We start from the raw sequence: 14,837 nt of genomic DNA, 5'->3' as shown, positions 1-14,837 counted from the left end.
TATGAGGTAGATCGCTGGCCCGACGGATCTCCAGAGTGGATCGTCAACCCGGAAGAGATGCGTCAGGACGGCCCCGATCATCGTGGCAATGAGTGAACTACCCCGGCCTACTCGCTCACGGCTGACGCCGTTCGCTCCGTGAGGCCGGGGCTTCCTGCTTCCACGACGCGCTTTGCAGGAACCGCAACGGTTCCCGTAGGGAGCGCAGTCTCCACAGGCGTTGATTCGGAGTGAACCACTCCTACTTGATTGAGGCCGCGAGAAAGAATGTTCAGCGCCGCATTGAGGTCACGGTCCGCTTCGAACCCGCATGAGGGACAGGAGTGTTCGCGGACCCACAACGGCTTGTCGGTCGAAACACCGCACTTCGAACACTCTTTCGTCGTTCCGCGTGGATCAACGGCGACGAAGTGCGTCCCTTCGCGTTCACACTTGTATTCGAGCATCCGAAGGAACGTTCCCCACGACGCCGACGCACGGTTTCGGCTGTTCGACGGAAGTTCCATCAACCCTTTCGCATCCAAGTCCTCGACCGCCACGAGGTCGTATTCCCGAGCATAGTGGTTTGAGAGTCTGTGTAAGAAGTCCCGACGCTTCCGCTTCAGGTCGGCGTGGCGTTTGGCGACAACGCGCCGTTGCGTGCGGTAGTTGTTCGAACCGTGTTCCTTCCGTGAGAGCTTCTGTTGTGCGCGTTCAAGCCGGTCGCGTTCCTCGGAGAGGTCGAGCGACCCAACCGAGAACCCATCCGAGTCGTGGGTATACGAGAGAATCCCTATGTCGATGCCGACGCACCGCTCGGGATTTTCGGGTTTCGCCGGCGGCTCACGGTCGAGTTCAACGCCGAAGGTAGCGTACCATTCGCCGGTCGGTTCCTTCTTGAGCGTGACCTGCTTGAGTGTCGCGTCGTCGGGTATCTCTCGGTGGAGTCGGACCGGAATGTCACCGATCTTGCTCAACCACAGCAAGGGCCGACCGCTCGTATTCTTGAGCTTGAAGCCGGTCTGGTTGTAGGTGAGCGAACGGTAGTCCCGAGGACGCTTCCATTTGAGCATCCCAACAGCGCGTCCGTTGTCTTTCTGTGCTTTGAGCGTCGAAAGGTTGTCGTAGACGCGCTTGACGACCATCTGAAGGACTTTCGAGTGAACGCCTTTCAGGTCGATCCACCACTTCTTGAGGTCGGGGAGTTGCCCCTGAAGGTCGTAGCGAGCCGGGATGCCGTCTGTGGATTCGTTGAGTTCGTAGAGGCAGTGGTTGTACAGTTGCCGACACACGTCGATGTGGTGCCGAAGCTCGTCGCGGGTGGCTTCGTCCGGTGCGAGTCGGTACTTATAGTTGTACTGCATGGACTACTCGTCTGAATCGGGTTCGGAAACGCGGACGACTTTCACATCTGCCCCTCGCCACCGTTTCGGGACGATGACGTGGGCGCTATTCCCGGATGGTTTCGCGGTGCCATCGAGGACTTCGTGGCCGTCGATTTCGAACCGATCCATTACGAGTGTATAGACTATGGATAGACATAAGCGTGTCGGTACGTGGGCCTGTGGGTCTGCTACCGAACGCGTTTGAGAACTGTGCGGTGCTGTATGCCCTCCCTACTCGCTCCCTTCGGTCGCTCGTTGAGGAAGGGGACTTAGCGCCTCAATTCGGAAATTCCGCCGAGAACAGCGAGAATCGGCGCGAATACGAGACCGATGAGCAACCCGAGGCCTCCAATAACTTCGATGCCACCGGTAACGAATCGGAACCACTCTGGATAGCCGTATCGTTCGAAATCCTTTTTCGCGAAGTCAATGCCGATTATCTTCGCACTGCCCGCACCCACCATGATGAATCCGAGTAGTCCTTGCACGACGGGGATGGCCGTTTCAATTGTGCTCATAGATATTCTCTACGTGCTACGCTGGGCGAGACGACGGATTTGCGCGTGAATAGATTCACCTTTATAAGGCGTCCGCGAGTCTGTTAAGCCACTCGTCAGCCAACTTTTGCGTGTTATGCCTCGTGTACACCTGAAGGTCAAGATTGGGGTAGACGACGATAATTGGCTGGCTGCCGTCTCGACCGACTTCTCGGATGCCGAGTTCAAGATCCTGGCGACCCATCCCATAGACGATGACGTGCTCGAATTGGTCGAAGTAACGACACCAGACGGGGACGCCATCGTTCGCCGGTTCGACGGCGCACCAGAGGTACGCTCGTACGACGTGCTCCATTCCGACGAGGGGATGGTACTAATCCAGTGCATGTTTCCAATGCCGTCATCGTATGAGATGAGACGTGCAACGGGGAACCTTCCGCGACTTCCCCTTATCATCCGAGACGGGTGGATATCAGGTGATCTAATCGGCTCACAGAAGCAGTTGTCGGAGTTCACTACCGCGTTAGCAGCGGCTGACATCCCCTATGAGATCGTGTCGGTCACTCAATCATACGAGGCGAGCGGACTCCTGACCGAGCGCCAACGAGAGTTCATTACTAAAGCGGTTGAACGCGGCTACTACGACAGTCCTCGTGGCTGTACACTCATCGAGCTTGCAGAAACGTTTGAAGTCAACCAATCGGCCGCTAGTGGCGTTCTGCATCGGGCTGAAGGCCGGATTATCAAGGATTTCATCTCCTAGGCAGCAGAGATTGGCGAATCGAGGGAGCCGGGAGTGGAGTTATTTGTCGAGGTATTCGATACCCCATTCGCTGAGCTTCTTGGCGACGAGTTCGGGATTTTCCTGGGCGACGACCATCGCGGCCTCGCGTGCGTCGCCCTTGTAGACGGGGCCGTCGACGAGGTCTCGAAGATCGTCGAGGAAGGTGTCTTCGTCGTCCTTGACGAAAGGGCGGACTTCGAGGAGGAGCTGGTTCGTACGGTCCGCGTTTACTGAGGCGCCGCGCATCTGCCGCTGTACGAGGTAGGGGAGGTTATCTATGTCGAAATTGGGTGCCTGTGGCGTCGTGTCGGCGGCTGGCGATGGGGCGGTATCCGCCGTTGCCATGGCTCGCGGTTCTGAATCCAGGTCTTGGTCCTGTGGAGGGGCTAGCTCGTGTTCGTTATTTTCCGTAGCCGATTCTGCTAACGTGTCCGCAGAATGGGTCTGTGACTCGGTTATGCTATTAGACTCCTGCTCCGAGGTATTCTCGTGCTCGTTGTCGGTCTCTTCTTCCTCGAAATTGAGGGAGCCGGTGCCCTTCTTGAGCCCCCCCATCAGGAGATCACCTCCGTGTTCTCGATGTTGAGAGTGGGTTCTTCGGGCAGTTCGACATCGAACTCTGCGACGAGGTAGCTGGCGATCTCGAGTATGATTTCGAGGGATTCGATTTCGCGGTCGCGCAGGCGGCGCGTACCCTTCTCACCGTTATGCCAGCCCTCCTCAACGACCTTGAACGCACTGCCCTGTGCGTCCCACATCTCATCCATCATGCTTTCGCGTTTTCCGATCGCGGCTGCGATACCGTACTCGTCCTCCATCTGCTCGATGTAGCGGCGGTGCGTGCTCGTGTCGCCGGCGCCAGAGAGAATGACAGCAGCGACGCCGACATCGATGCCAAGATTCTCACTCATGCTTTCGAGGAGGCCGCTTAGACCGTCCAGACTCTTGTTGCCCTTGCCGGCAGGTTTGGTCGGAGCGACCAAGGTCCGGGTGGCGTAGATGGCATTGTAGAGCATGATCTCAGCACGAGCATTCGGATCGACGATAACAACGTCGTAGTTCTTCTGGACGTTGTTCTTCTTCCAGAGGACGTTGTAGAGCTGTTCGTAGCGGTTGAAGTCGTCGCCCATGTTCTCCTCGAAGCGTTCGCGTTGGAGGAGGAGCTCGGTGAATTCTTCGAGCATGTCGTGGGCGGGGAGGACGTCGATTCCCTCGTCAGTACTTCGGATGAGGTCTTCAAAGTCGCCTCCGGGCCGTCCGAGGATGTGTCGGACGAGGTTATCGGTGTCGGGATCATCGCGACCTTCCTCGACATCGAAGAGGTAAGTGAGGTTGGCAGCCTGGTGGTCGAGGTCAATGACGAGAACATCGAAGCCTTGGCGGGCGTGGGCTTTGGCAAGGTTGGCGGTCCACGTTGTCTTGTGAATGCCACCGGATTCCGAGTAGACCGTGTACGTGATAGGCATGTGTTTGGTGGATTGCTCGACCACATAATAAAGGTACGTCAGACAGTCACCTAATCTATCTACCTAATTCATGTATGTGAGCTATTGGGATTGGTTACATGTATGCCATATCCCCATCAGCGGACGAGGGAGATAGACAAGTAGGTAATGAGGGAAATAGATTAGATAGATGAATTAGGAATGTGGATTAGGTAGATGAGTTACTTAACTTCGCACAGTTAACTAGAGCAGTGATCTCTATCGGAGAACGGCTGATGAACCAATCGTAAGCTACCCATGACTACAGTCATGGACTTTCCCCGACGGTTTCGGCACACGACTCGATTACTCATGGGCGCGGTTCACGGCGGCAGGACGGGCACACGGAGGGGATTCCTGCGTGGTGTTCCGTCCCGTAGTCTGCGTCCGAAGCCGACTCACCCGGCTTTAATTCCCGGTGTTCTCATCTCCCGCTCAATCCCAACAGTGGGAACGGAGCGGCCAGTGGCGTCACGTTCGCGGTCATAGTCCCCGAGTTCAGGGCCTGCCTACGGAGGCCCCTACCAAGCGTCCGTTTTGGCCGCTCAGCAGTGTCGTACAAACCGCCCCAAGAGAGCCGATCTCTTTCGATGCAGGCGACAGAAACTAACGACGGGCGATTCCTCCCACGACTACAGTCGTGGGCTTCCTCGCCCGACAGTTATGTGAATCCCTGAGGTGAACCGCCTCGGGGCTTGACCCCGAGACACTCGGGCTGCTCAGTCTGTAGATTTTACTATATTTTATTGAAACGCAAAAAGCCTGCCCAGTACTCCTTTTACATGGGGACCATGTCCTCTCTATATGTCCGATCAGCAAGACCAGCATGGCCGACCCCTATTCGCGTGCAATACGTGTGCGGTCGTCTATGCACGATTTCAGCCACCAAACAAATGTAAGGTTTGTGGAAACGACACCTTCGTCGAAGTACAGGCGCGAGAACATTAATTTTAACGTAGACAGCTCTGTGAGACCCTCAAGTTGTGACAGGAATGGCATGCCGAATACAGAGGATGAGTCAGTACAGAGCTTCGAGTGGTTCGCATCGTCTGCAGTACCCCGACCAATATGACAATTTATATAGTTTACTTGTTAAGTGGATTCATCTGTTTGGTAAGCGGAGTCGAGCGAATATTTGAGAACTCGAAATTCTGTTGATCCACACTGACAGTTATTACACCCAATCGGTTGAGTTGTCCCGTCAGACCATTTCCTAACCGGATACGCAGCATCACAGTCGATACATTTGGCGAGCTTTCGTTCGTACTCCCCAGTGGGCATTGTACGTCTATCTCTTTCGCAAGCCAAGATCAGAGTTGGTTTTGGCTATACAACACTCTTTTAAGCAACCTACTAATTCGGTTGCTCCGTCTGGGAAAGAGTATTTCCGAGGATCTGTTTGATTCCACGCCGGAGTCGAGACGCGACGGCCTGCTGAGAGATGTCGAGTTCGTCACCGAGGTCTTCCATCGTCACCTCGCGCGGAGACTCGAAGTAGCCACGGTTGTAGGCGAGGACCAGCGCTTCCTGTTGTGTGTCGGTGAGTGCCGTCTCGGTCTCCGTTTCAACTGGCATGAGCGCGTGCAGCTTCGTCAACGTAACTGGGATATCTACCTCTCGACAGCGTTGCTGAAAGGTCGCAATGTCGCTTCGGTCATCGCCACGTACCTCAAATGTCCATTGCTGTTTCGTGCCAACGGCTTGGAGAAGTGGGATCTCTGTCTCCGCCAGCGTGCTGAGAATACCGGTGTATTCCAGTGCCCACTCGACACGCAACAGATACTCGTCCTCAACGGAGTCAACAAGGCGCATAGCTTTCACCCCTGGATGGTCAGAAAACGACTCCTCGATATCGTCAACGATAGTTCCGCGGACCCAGAAGTATGGAACGATCACGTCCTGTGCGGGGATAATTCGCTCCAGTGTGATCGTTACATCCGGTAATTGCTGAAAGACTGTCCCGAGAGGAAACTGGTCTGCAGGAATCGTGAAGGTCGCCTCAGTAGCCATCGGCCGAAGTATGGCACTCTGGCCATAAATACTCACTACAGGCACTCAATAGTGTCTGGTTTGAGAACCTCCGTTCGACAACCCATACTTGGGCATACGCGCTCTGTATTCATCCCGACTTCGCCAAATTATCACTGATTGAGTGTTTCAATAGAACAGTAAAAACGTCTTAGCCGGACAATTAGTCATTGAGAGTGAACATCTCTTGGTGAATCACTGTGAACTACCCCGGCCTACTCGCTCACGGCTGACGCCGTTCGCTCCGTGAGGCCGGGGCTTCCTGCTTCCACGACGCGCTTTGCAGGAACCGAATCGGTTCCCACAGGGAGCGCAGTCTCCACAGGCGTTCGAAAATCGCGTAGCGATTTTCGCAGCCCATCAGAATCGCACCGCGATTCTGAGGAGTTGATTCGGAGTGTCCCACTCCTATATCTTCGAGGTCGCGAGAAAGAATGTTCCACGCCGCGTTCGCGTCCCTGTCCGCCTCAAACCCGCAGGCAGGACAGGAGTGTTCACGGACCCACAACGGTTTGTCCGTCGAGACACCGCACGACGCGCACTCCTTGGTTGTCCCTCTCGGGTTGACCGCCACGAAGTGCGTCCCCTTGCGCTCGCACTTGTATTCGAGCAACGAGAGGAACGTTCGCCACGCGGCAGACGCCGTATTGCGGCTGTTCGACGGCGATTCCATCATCCCCTTCACGTTCAGGTCTTCGACCGCTACGAGGTCGTACTCTCTCGCGTAGTAGTTCGAGAGTTTGTGCAAAAAGTCGCGGCGCTTCCGTCGGAGGTCGGCGTGACACTCCGCGACCCGACGCCGTTGCTTCTCGTAGTTGTTCGATCCGTGTTGCTTCCGCGAGAGCTTCCGTTGCTCGCGCTCCAAGCGTTCACGTTCCGTCGAAAGGTCGAGCGACCCGACCGCCGTTCCGTCCGTGTCGTGGGCGTACTTGAGAACCCCTACGTCGATACCGACGCACCGTTCGGGATTCTCAGGCGGTTCGGGTGGGTCACGGTCCATTTGGACGCCGAACGTGGCGAACCACTCGCCCGTCGGTTCCTTCTTGACCGTGACCTGCTTGAGTTTGGCATCGTCGGGGATGGCGCGGTGAAGCCGAATCGGTATGTCCGCGAGTTTCGAGAGTGACAGGACAGTCTGACCGCCCTTCTTGTCGAGCTTGAAGCCAGACTGACTGTAGGTGAAACTGCGGAACTCCCGTGGCGGCTTCCACTTGAGGTGACCGACGCCGTAGCCATTCTCCTTGAGCTTGGAGAGTCCTTTGAGGTTGTCGAACAGGCGTTCCACGACGGTTTGGAGAACCTTCGAGTACACGTCCGAGAGGCCGTCCCACCACTTCTTGAGGTCGGGTAGTTCCGACCGCAGGGTGGTCATGGACGGCAGTTCGCCGTGTTCGTCTTGGTACTCGTTGAGGCGGTAACGCGTGTGGTTGTAGAGTTGCCGACAAATGTCTCGGTGGCGGTCCAACTCCTCACGATGGGCGTCGGACGGCTTGAGACGGTACTTGTAGGCGTAGTACATGGCTCTCTACTCGCGTTGGTTCTCGACGTACTGTTTCAGCACATCCAGCGACACTTGCCCCGTCGATATGAGGCAGTACGAGTCGTTCCAGAACGAGTCGCCCCACAGTTCGGTCTTCAGTTCGTCCGCGTACTCGTTGCGGATACGGCGGGCGGTCGCGCCCTTGACCGTGTTGATGAACTTCACGAGGTCTGTGGTTGGTTTCGCTCGGAACAGGATATGAACGTGGTCGTCCTCGCCGTCGAGGTTCGTCAGTTCGACACCGTAGTTGTCCGTGAACCCGCTGATGACCTCGTGAATGAATTGGGTTCGCTCCTCGGTTAGCACTCCGCGCCGATACTTTGTGGTGAGTATCAGGTGGTAGTGCAGGGAAAACGTCGAGTGCGCTCCCGAGTCGAGGTCGTATTCCATTGGGTTCGTTCAATACTATTCCACCCTACTGTAAAAACGTTGCGACTGCGTGGTCCTGTGGGCCTGCAACCGTAGAGTGTATGAAAACTGTGCGGCGCTGTATCCCCTCCCTACTCACGCCTTTCCTTCGGTCGGCGCTCGCTGAGGAAGGGGGCTTAGCGCCTCAATTCAGCTAAACGGCCATCTGAGGGGAATCTGGTTCCTCCATAGCATCTTGATAGAGTTGCGAGCGCATACCCGCGTCTTCAGGCGCGGGAGGAGGTCAATCGACGCGTTTTCCTCTGTGAAGTCGCTATCAGGGTGACGATGGCAGACGACTCCGCCGACACCGAGGAAAACCTGACCACAATTCGAACCGGACGTGAATTCGAACAAGAATACCGGCTTGATGCGAGTGAAGCGGGTAAGTTCCTGATCAACTTGGGCGAACAACTCCGCGACGAGGACACGCTCACTATCAGTGACGACAAATGGGAACTACCGTTCCCTTTCGGCGAGCCCGTCGAATTGGAGATCGATTTCGACGGTGTCGGGGAACCGGAACTCGAAATCGAAATTGAACTCCCCGGACAAACCGACGAAAACGCACCAGACGTCAACTAGCGTAGAGTGACCATCTCCACGCCCGTGAGGGCGTGGCATCCCACCGTGGGATAGCGGCCAGTGGCCTTCGAGGTTTCAACCCGCACTCGGAGGAAACCGGCGACATCTCGGAAGACACAGTCTTCCGATGAGTCCGCGAGAGCGTTGCTCTCGCGAGACACCAAGGGAATCTCTCGGTTTACCTCCCGTGGGAGGGCTGTGGCCCGGTCACTCAGGCCCCATCTCCAACTGAGTCATCGACATGCGTGTGTTCTCTGGCATGACTCTCTCCGCTGGAGTAGCACATCAAAACAACCAGCACAGGCGCTCAAACGTACCATCGTGGGATATCCGCCCCGGCACCCGACGGCGGATGATCGGTCGGGCCTCCCGCTCGACCCGCGCCTGAAGACGCGGGTATACACTACAAATTCGTATCAGCGAGAGGTTACTTCGTCGCAGATTCGAGGACGAGGGTATCGTCTTCGAGGTAGTGGTCGATGACGTGGGCGTGCTCTTCGAGGTCCTCCAGCTGTTCACGGAGCATCTCGCCGGTTGCGTAGTCACCGAGGCCTTCGGCGAGTTCGATGTGTTCGCGGTAGCTCTCGATAATGTCGCCGTATATCCCCAGGTCGTTCTCGAAGGACGTGCGGATGTCGTAGACGTCTTCGTCTTCAGGTTCGACCGTGGCGGCCTCCGAGAGGGCAGGCATACTGGCGTGCGGGACCCCACCGATAGCCTGGATACGCTCGGCGATCTCGTCGGCAGCCTCCTCAACGTCTTCGTAGGCCTCCTGGAGGAAGACGTGGATGCTGAGGTGTTCGGCTCCTTCGACGTTCCAGTGGTGCTTGTGGAGCTGGTGGTACAAGACGTACGCGTCGGCGAGGTCCGTGTTAAGCGCGTTGATGATCTGCTCGGCCTTCTCTTTGTCGAGACGGACGGGGTTCTCGTGGACGCTGCCGGCCTGTCTGCGAACGGTTTCTTGGGTACTCATTACGGTTGAGGGTAGGCAGCCGAACTTCTTATAACTTTTCAATTATCGGATAAATTTTCGTATCGCCTAAAAATCCGGTACTCTCCCGATAAGACCAGGATTATCCATATCTCCGAATATAAATAGCAACTATAAAACATGAATTGATTGGAGGTACTCTACATATCAATACAAATCTTTAACGGCCGGTCAGACCCAATCATAGTGTATGGATGTTGGAAACCATGTTTCGTCGAACCACCAATTGGTTCGCCTCCTCCAGCTCGGTATTGTCCTAGAGGAGGTCGTCGAAGCACGGGCCACCCAACACCACCAATCACTCTCCCCTACAGAACAGGCCGACCTTGATCCAACCATCGAGAACCTACTGGCAGAAACCCGCGAAGAATCCGCGCACCACCGAAACCAACTGGAAGATCTCCTTGAACAGATGGACGCGGAGACCATGCCTGCAGCCCACATCGAGCAGCTTGTCCAGAATAGATACGATAAAACGAAGCCAGAAGATTTCGACGACATTCTCTACGATCAACTTCACGCTGAAGAATCAGCGTACAAATTCTACGATGACCTCATCGCGGCAATCAACGAGAGCGACGTGACGTTCGAAATCGACCGCACAAAACTCCTTGCGGCCTTAGAAGATATTCGGGAAGAAGAAAAAGAAGGCGTCAAGGAGGTCACCGAGTTGATGGAGGACCACCCGTGAGTACGGAAACTATGTACCTGAAAGCGACATACCTCATTCAGCAGAGTGTGTGCGATGAAAATCTGCTCACAGCCTGTCTGGAGAGTGCTGGGGACGACGTCTGGGTAGTTCCAGCAATCGGGGATATTGAGCAAAGATGGACAGTCACCAGAGATTTACAGAGGTTCGAGGAGAAAACCCACGACTAAAGTCGTGGGAGACTATCACCTCAGAACCAGAGCGCCGACCAGAGACACACGGAGAGGCGCTTTCGGAGATCCTGGACGATGAGCGAACACGAGCGATTGTTGCGGCACTCAAGGCCAATGGTGGAGAGTTCCAGCTCTCTGAGCTCATTGATGCAGTAAACAACCCACAACCAGGGATTATCTCAACAGGTGAGATGGGTCAACGTGTGCTGAGTGATAGAGATTCAAGCGCATACCTCCGCCTGTGGAGACTGCGCTCGCTACGGGAACCACTTCGGTTCCTGCACAGCGCGTCATGGAAGCAGGAAGCCTGCCCTCACGGAGCGAACGGCATCAGCCGTGAGCGAGTAGGGCAGGGTAGTTCAAGACCGCCTAATAATCGAAATCACTTTGGTCATTTAGGCAAGCCTAAAACGTATGGCGGACGACCCCACGCAACACGAGGCACCAGCGCGACGAGAGTACGTGAAGTACGGCGGGGCAGTCGTCACCGGTGGGCTACTTGCTGGGTGTTTGACCTCCTCCCACGACTCCACTCGTTTCCAAGTGGATTACGAGGTGCGTCGGCGGATTCGGAGGTACTTGGGTATGTAGCGTCGGTACCTGACGTGAGGTATCCCGACGGGGTACCGTCGAGCCTCGGTCGGGAGGTCCGAATGTGGCCGATTGTCCCAGTATGGGCGCGGACGTGCCGCGTCGGATAGGTATAGAACCGCGCGGAGAGCACCTAAGACTATGCCACACACTGAAAGGAGACGATGACGGCGATTCATCCCACGACTCAAGTCGTGGGCTTTCTCGCCTGAATTCATGTAACAACGAGGAGACTGAGCGATGATGGTGGTGCAACACCCGTTCCGTCGATGCCGGATCGGTGCACCACCCGTACCGCTGAACCGTTTCGAGAACCGAATCTTTTTTACTTTAGGCCTACCTAAATCCCGCATATGCCTGCGCGTTCACGGTCGGACTCGGAACCAACACCGATACAGACGGACGATGCGCCTCCCGCAGTCTCCACCTGTGAAACCTGCCCAGGAACCCTCGTCTTTCTCGAATCCGGCAACACGGACGGCTGGATCGCCACCGACACGGTTATCGAACTGCACCGCTAATCAGACGTTGTTACTTCGTATTCGAGTGTCTGTCCGTGATGGGACGCAACGCACAGTATCTCGTAGTGATTTACGCGCTCGAACACACAGATGGAGCGCCGGTCGCAACGGGACGGATTGCACGTTTGCTTAATCGCTCACCAGCAGCCGCGACGGAAATGATTCAGCGACTCGCAAACGATGAACTCGTTCAGTACGAACGGTATTCTGGCGTAGAATTGACTGACGCAGGCCGAGAGCAAGCTGCTGAGCTGTACGACACGCACAAAACACTCTGTCGCTTCTTCCGCGATGTACTCACGCTCGACAACTACGCGCAGGAGGCATTATCCCTAGCCGGCGCAGTGGATCCTGACATCGCACGCAGACTGGAAACAACCATACTTCCCCCGGATAGTGATACGATGAAACCAATCACTCTCCTCCCTTCTCGTGAACAATTACCCCCTACCAAGGGGAAAGAACAAACAGATGCGTCACAGAACCAGGAGTGACATCTCACCGGCAGTAGCAGTAAGCTACCCACGACTTTAGCCGTGGGTAGCTTACGGAAACTCAGGTGGACAGATCACCAGGAGGTACGCGCTGGCGGTTCGACGCAGTGATCACACCGGATGCGATTAGTGTACCGCCGAGAAGTGCAAGAGCGGTGATAGAGACGAGTGGAGTCATAAACTGGGCCACAAGCTCCCCTCCGAGCGCACCAGCGACGAACCCGGCCTGAACGATGGCAATGATGCCCCATTTCCATTTACCCGTCGACCAGAGACCGGCGACGGCGCCCGTCTCCGCTGCCGTATGAGCTGCGAGAACTAGCGCGGCCCCGAGACCGACGGTGGCGGCGGCCGAGTAGAGTATCGCCAAGAGCGCTCCCTCGACGAAGCGGTGGAGAACCACGGCTCCGAGTGCGGCTTGGTCGCACCCGCGGTGGCCACCGAAGACGTGATTCCGGAGTGACCACGTGGCGACGGCTCCGGCAACCATGACCATCCCTGCGAAGGCAGATCCTTCGAGGACAGCAACGATGGCTGCCCAGCAGCCGAGGACGACCAATAGAATCGAGATGCTCAGAGTCGACGGACGGCTCTCGGCAGAGGATCGCCGCCGAACCACGATGACACCACCTAGAATACCGAGTGCGACGGTCAGCGCGACTACGAATCCGAATCCGAGCCCGTGATCTGAGATCGCAGTGCTCGGCTCATGAGCACTGACGAACGGCGCCGCCACTGGCAGCAAACCCAAACCCAGAAGGATTTGCAAAGCATTTCGAGTCGCCTGGTTCACGGTCGTCTCTTCATTTCATTTTCTACGAATTCAGTACGAGTTATGACTGGATGGCCGTGTCGACATTGACTCGACAGCCGTTTCGTGGTTTGTTGAACGCGAGCGGCGTTACCTGAATTGAGGCGCTAAGGTCCCTCCCTCACCGAGCGACCGGAGGGAACGAGTAGGGAGGGGAGACAGCGTTCACAAGAGCGGAGCTCTTGTGCGCGAACGAGACGCGCAGCGTCTCGTCAACGTCACCAGAAGCCGTAGGCTTCTGGTTGGCAGCCAGAACGCTTCCGCGTTCTGGCGACGCCCACACGGTTCTCAAACGTGCGATACTGCCGGCCCGCAGGCCCACGAAATCGGTAGGTTAAACTATATGCAAACTATATACTCTGGTAATGGATCGGTACGAAACCGACAACGCTGAAGAAGTCCTCGACCGAACCGTGAAACCGTTCGGGAGCGGTGGTGCTCACATCACTGTCCCGAAGCGGTGGATCGGTGCCGAGGTCAAAGTCGTCCGCGTTTCCGAACCCGATCCAGCCGACGAGTAGCCCATGCGCTACAACTACCGGTATCGGCTCAAACCCACCGACGAACTCCACGAGCGGTTAGCGTGGACGGTCGATACCTGCCGACAGGTCTACAACCACTTCCTCCACCGACTCAACCGAGTAGACGGCACGTCCGCCTACTCCGAACAGTCACTCCTTCCCGACCTCAAACGCGAGTGGACCAAACTCAAACAGGTCCACTCGAAGGTGCTTCAGAAAGTCGTACAGCGATTGTACGACAACCTCTCGACGTTGAAGGGGCGGAAAAAGAACGGCTACCGGGTCGGCGAACTCAAGTGGAAGGCACCGCAGGAATATCGCTCGATCACGTACAGTCAAACCGGCTTCAAGCTCAACAACACGAGCGGTCGGCCTGTACTCTCTCTTTCCAAGATCGGCGACGTTCCAATGGTCTCCCACCGCGAGGTTCCCGCCGACGCGACGATCAAGGAAGTCGTCGTGAAGCAGGAACCGACGGGCGAGTGGTTCGCCGTCCTCGGACTCGAAACCGAGAACGACGCACCGCAGAAACCCGAGAATCCCGAAAAGGTCGTCGGGATCGATGTGGGCATCCTGAAGTACGCCCATGACAGCGACGGAACCGCTGTCGAAGGCCCCGACCTCTCAGACGAACGCGAGCGGTTGGAACGCGCACAGCGCGACCTCACGCGGAAGGAACACGGGTCGACGAACTACCGCGAGCAACAACGCGTCGTGGCTCATCGTCACGCCGACCTGAAGCGAAAGCGACGGGATTTCCTGCACAAGCTCTCGAACTACTACGCGCGGGAATACGACCTCGTAGCCGTCGAAGATCTCGACGCGAAGGGGTTGATGGAACTCCCGTCGAACAGCCGCAACCGAGCGTCGGCGGCGTGGGGAACGTTCCTACGGATGCTCGAATACAAGTGCGACCGGGAAGGAACACACTTCATCGCCGTCGATCCACGCGGAACGACAAAGGAATGTTCCAACTGCGGTGTTTCGACCGACAAACCGCTCTGGGTTCGGGAACACTCGTGTCCCTCGTGCGGATTCGAAGCGGACAGGGACCTCAACGCGGCGTACAACATCCTTTCACGCGGACTCACCGACGTAGGGGTGGTTCACCCCGATTCACTGCCTGCGGAGACTGCGCTCCCTCCGGGAACCGATTCGGTTCCTGCACAGCGCGTCGTGGAAACAGGAAGCCCCGTCCTCAGCGAGGCCACAAGGCCGAGCAGGGCGGGGTAGTTCACGGCTGTCCTCTGTGTCGATAGAGAGACGCCTATCCAAGAAGTACTTTTGTATGAATTATAATTATGGGTTATGGACGCAGTGCATGCTTACCATGAAG

General features: G+C 56.4%; 16 protein-coding genes and 1 pseudogene. 7 read left to right on the top strand and 10 right to left on the bottom strand.

All coding sequences use genetic code 11. The annotated features are described in order from the left end of the window. Positions 1-107: 107 nt before the first annotated feature. The 3 genes from C3L37_RS21705 to C3L37_RS21695 form a co-directional block, all read right to left on the bottom strand. Complete coding sequence (locus C3L37_RS21705) at positions 108-1,343, bottom strand: RNA-guided endonuclease InsQ/TnpB family protein (protein WP_129116641.1); 1,236 nt, start codon at positions 1,341-1,343, stop codon at positions 108-110. A 3-nt stretch (positions 1,344-1,346) separates the two neighbouring features. Further along, positions 1,347-1,493 (bottom strand): DUF2080 family transposase-associated protein, encoded by a 147-nt coding sequence (locus tag C3L37_RS21700; RefSeq protein ID WP_129113136.1) that lies wholly within the window; start codon positions 1,491-1,493, stop codon positions 1,347-1,349. Positions 1,494-1,633: 140 nt separating this feature from the next. After that, entirely contained in the window at positions 1,634-1,882 is a 249-nt protein-coding gene (locus tag C3L37_RS21695) for a DoxX family protein (protein WP_129116640.1), read from the bottom strand. Between the two features lie 115 nt (positions 1,883-1,997). On the opposite strand from C3L37_RS21695, the gene C3L37_RS21690 reads away from it, so the two are divergent. After that, a complete protein-coding gene (locus C3L37_RS21690; RefSeq protein WP_129116639.1) occupies positions 1,998-2,624 on the top strand; it encodes a helix-turn-helix domain-containing protein in 627 nt (208 codons plus the stop codon). A gap of 39 nt (positions 2,625-2,663) precedes the next feature. Here the strand turns inward: C3L37_RS21690 and C3L37_RS21685 are convergent, their stop codons facing one another. The 5 genes and pseudogenes from C3L37_RS21685 to tnpA form a co-directional block, all read right to left on the bottom strand. Then, positions 2,664-3,200 (bottom strand): hypothetical protein, encoded by a 537-nt coding sequence (locus C3L37_RS21685; RefSeq protein ID WP_129116638.1) that lies wholly within the window; start codon positions 3,198-3,200, stop codon positions 2,664-2,666. Continuing rightward, positions 3,200-4,111 (bottom strand): ParA family protein, encoded by a 912-nt coding sequence (locus tag C3L37_RS21680; RefSeq protein WP_129116637.1) that lies wholly within the window; start codon positions 4,109-4,111, stop codon positions 3,200-3,202. Before C3L37_RS21680 ends, C3L37_RS21685 begins: the two co-directional genes overlap by 1 nt. Before the next feature lie 1,371 nt (positions 4,112-5,482). Further along, complete coding sequence (locus tag C3L37_RS21670) at positions 5,483-6,139, bottom strand: helix-turn-helix domain-containing protein (protein ID WP_129116635.1); 657 nt, start codon at positions 6,137-6,139, stop codon at positions 5,483-5,485. Between the two features lie 233 nt (positions 6,140-6,372). Next, positions 6,373-7,676 (bottom strand): annotated as a pseudogene (locus C3L37_RS21665) (RNA-guided endonuclease InsQ/TnpB family protein). Between the two features lie 6 nt (positions 7,677-7,682). Beyond that, entirely contained in the window at positions 7,683-8,087 is a 405-nt protein-coding gene (gene tnpA / locus C3L37_RS21660; RefSeq protein WP_129116634.1) for an IS200/IS605-like element ISHmu6 family transposase, read from the bottom strand. Between the two features lie 306 nt (positions 8,088-8,393). Here tnpA and C3L37_RS21655 point away from each other — a divergent pair, with 306 nt between their 5' ends. Beyond that, positions 8,394-8,690, top strand: coding sequence for an amphi-Trp domain-containing protein (locus C3L37_RS21655; RefSeq protein ID WP_228546424.1), 297 nt, complete (start codon positions 8,394-8,396; stop codon positions 8,688-8,690). Positions 8,691-9,117: 427 nt separating this feature from the next. On the opposite strand, the gene dpsA is transcribed toward C3L37_RS21655, so the two are convergent. Further along, complete coding sequence (gene dpsA / locus C3L37_RS21650; protein ID WP_129116632.1) at positions 9,118-9,663, bottom strand: DNA starvation/stationary phase protection protein DpsA; 546 nt, start codon at positions 9,661-9,663, stop codon at positions 9,118-9,120. Positions 9,664-9,871: 208 nt separating this feature from the next. On the opposite strand from dpsA, the gene C3L37_RS21645 reads away from it, so the two are divergent. The 3 genes from C3L37_RS21645 to C3L37_RS21635 all read left to right on the top strand — a co-directional run bounded on the left by C3L37_RS21645 (position 9,872) and on the right by C3L37_RS21635 (position 12,169). Further along, entirely contained in the window at positions 9,872-10,372 is a 501-nt protein-coding gene (locus C3L37_RS21645) for a ferritin-like domain-containing protein (protein WP_129116631.1), read from the top strand. Further along, entirely contained in the window at positions 10,369-10,560 is a 192-nt protein-coding gene (locus C3L37_RS21640; protein ID WP_129116630.1) for a hypothetical protein, read from the top strand. Before C3L37_RS21645 ends, C3L37_RS21640 begins: the two co-directional genes overlap by 4 nt. 1,153 nt (positions 10,561-11,713) lie before the next feature. Further along, a complete protein-coding gene (locus C3L37_RS21635; protein WP_129116629.1) occupies positions 11,714-12,169 on the top strand; it encodes a metal-dependent transcriptional regulator in 456 nt (151 codons plus the stop codon). Between the two features lie 61 nt (positions 12,170-12,230). On the opposite strand, the gene C3L37_RS21630 is transcribed toward C3L37_RS21635, so the two are convergent. After that, positions 12,231-12,905: a hypothetical protein gene (locus C3L37_RS21630; RefSeq protein ID WP_129116628.1), complete on the bottom strand. Its 675-nt coding sequence runs from the start codon at positions 12,903-12,905 to the stop codon at positions 12,231-12,233. A gap of 440 nt (positions 12,906-13,345) precedes the next feature. On the opposite strand from C3L37_RS21630, the gene C3L37_RS21625 reads away from it, so the two are divergent. Then, positions 13,346-13,501 carry a DUF2080 family transposase-associated protein gene (locus C3L37_RS21625; protein ID WP_129116627.1) on the top strand — a complete coding sequence of 52 codons (156 nt, stop codon included), beginning with the start codon at positions 13,346-13,348 and terminating at the stop codon, positions 13,499-13,501. Between the two features lie 3 nt (positions 13,502-13,504). After that, positions 13,505-14,734, top strand: a complete 1,230-nt coding sequence (locus C3L37_RS21620; protein ID WP_129116626.1) for an RNA-guided endonuclease InsQ/TnpB family protein — start codon at positions 13,505-13,507, stop codon at positions 14,732-14,734. Positions 14,735-14,837: the final 103 nt, after the last annotated feature.

The organism is Halegenticoccus tardaugens, from assembly GCF_004116405.1.
Taxonomy (GTDB): Archaea; Halobacteriota; Halobacteria; order Halobacteriales; family Haloferacaceae; genus Halegenticoccus; species Halegenticoccus tardaugens.
Note: the sequence above shows the minus strand (reverse complement) of the source record. Positions and strands in the feature narration are given on the sequence as shown.

Bases quoted from the DNA above. Each gene is read 5' to 3' on its own strand.
- C3L37_RS21700 (WP_129113136.1), bottom strand. From the start codon at position 1,493: ATGGATCGGTTCGAAATCGACGGCCACGAAGTCCTCGATGGCACCGCG.
- tnpA (WP_129116634.1), bottom strand. From the start codon at position 8,087: ATGGAATACGACCTCGACTCGGGAGCGCACTCGACGTTTTCCCTGCAC.
- C3L37_RS21625 (WP_129116627.1), top strand. From the start codon at position 13,346: ATGGATCGGTACGAAACCGACAACGCTGAAGAAGTCCTCGACCGAACC.
- C3L37_RS21620 (WP_129116626.1), top strand. From the start codon at position 13,505: ATGCGCTACAACTACCGGTATCGGCTCAAACCCACCGACGAACTCCAC.
- dpsA (WP_129116632.1), bottom strand. From the start codon at position 9,663: ATGAGTACCCAAGAAACCGTTCGCAGACAGGCCGGCAGCGTCCACGAG.
- C3L37_RS21705 (WP_129116641.1), bottom strand. From the start codon at position 1,343: ATGCAGTACAACTATAAGTACCGACTCGCACCGGACGAAGCCACCCGC.
- C3L37_RS21680 (WP_129116637.1), bottom strand. From the start codon at position 4,111: ATGCCTATCACGTACACGGTCTACTCGGAATCCGGTGGCATTCACAAG.
- C3L37_RS21655 (WP_228546424.1), top strand. From the start codon at position 8,394: ATGGCAGACGACTCCGCCGACACCGAGGAAAACCTGACCACAATTCGA.
- C3L37_RS21645 (WP_129116631.1), top strand. From the start codon at position 9,872: ATGGATGTTGGAAACCATGTTTCGTCGAACCACCAATTGGTTCGCCTC.
- C3L37_RS21690 (WP_129116639.1), top strand. From the start codon at position 1,998: ATGCCTCGTGTACACCTGAAGGTCAAGATTGGGGTAGACGACGATAAT.
- C3L37_RS21635 (WP_129116629.1), top strand. From the start codon at position 11,714: ATGGGACGCAACGCACAGTATCTCGTAGTGATTTACGCGCTCGAACAC.
- C3L37_RS21695 (WP_129116640.1), bottom strand. From the start codon at position 1,882: ATGAGCACAATTGAAACGGCCATCCCCGTCGTGCAAGGACTACTCGGA.
- C3L37_RS21670 (WP_129116635.1), bottom strand. From the start codon at position 6,139: ATGGCTACTGAGGCGACCTTCACGATTCCTGCAGACCAGTTTCCTCTC.
- C3L37_RS21685 (WP_129116638.1), bottom strand. From the start codon at position 3,200: ATGGGGGGGCTCAAGAAGGGCACCGGCTCCCTCAATTTCGAGGAAGAA.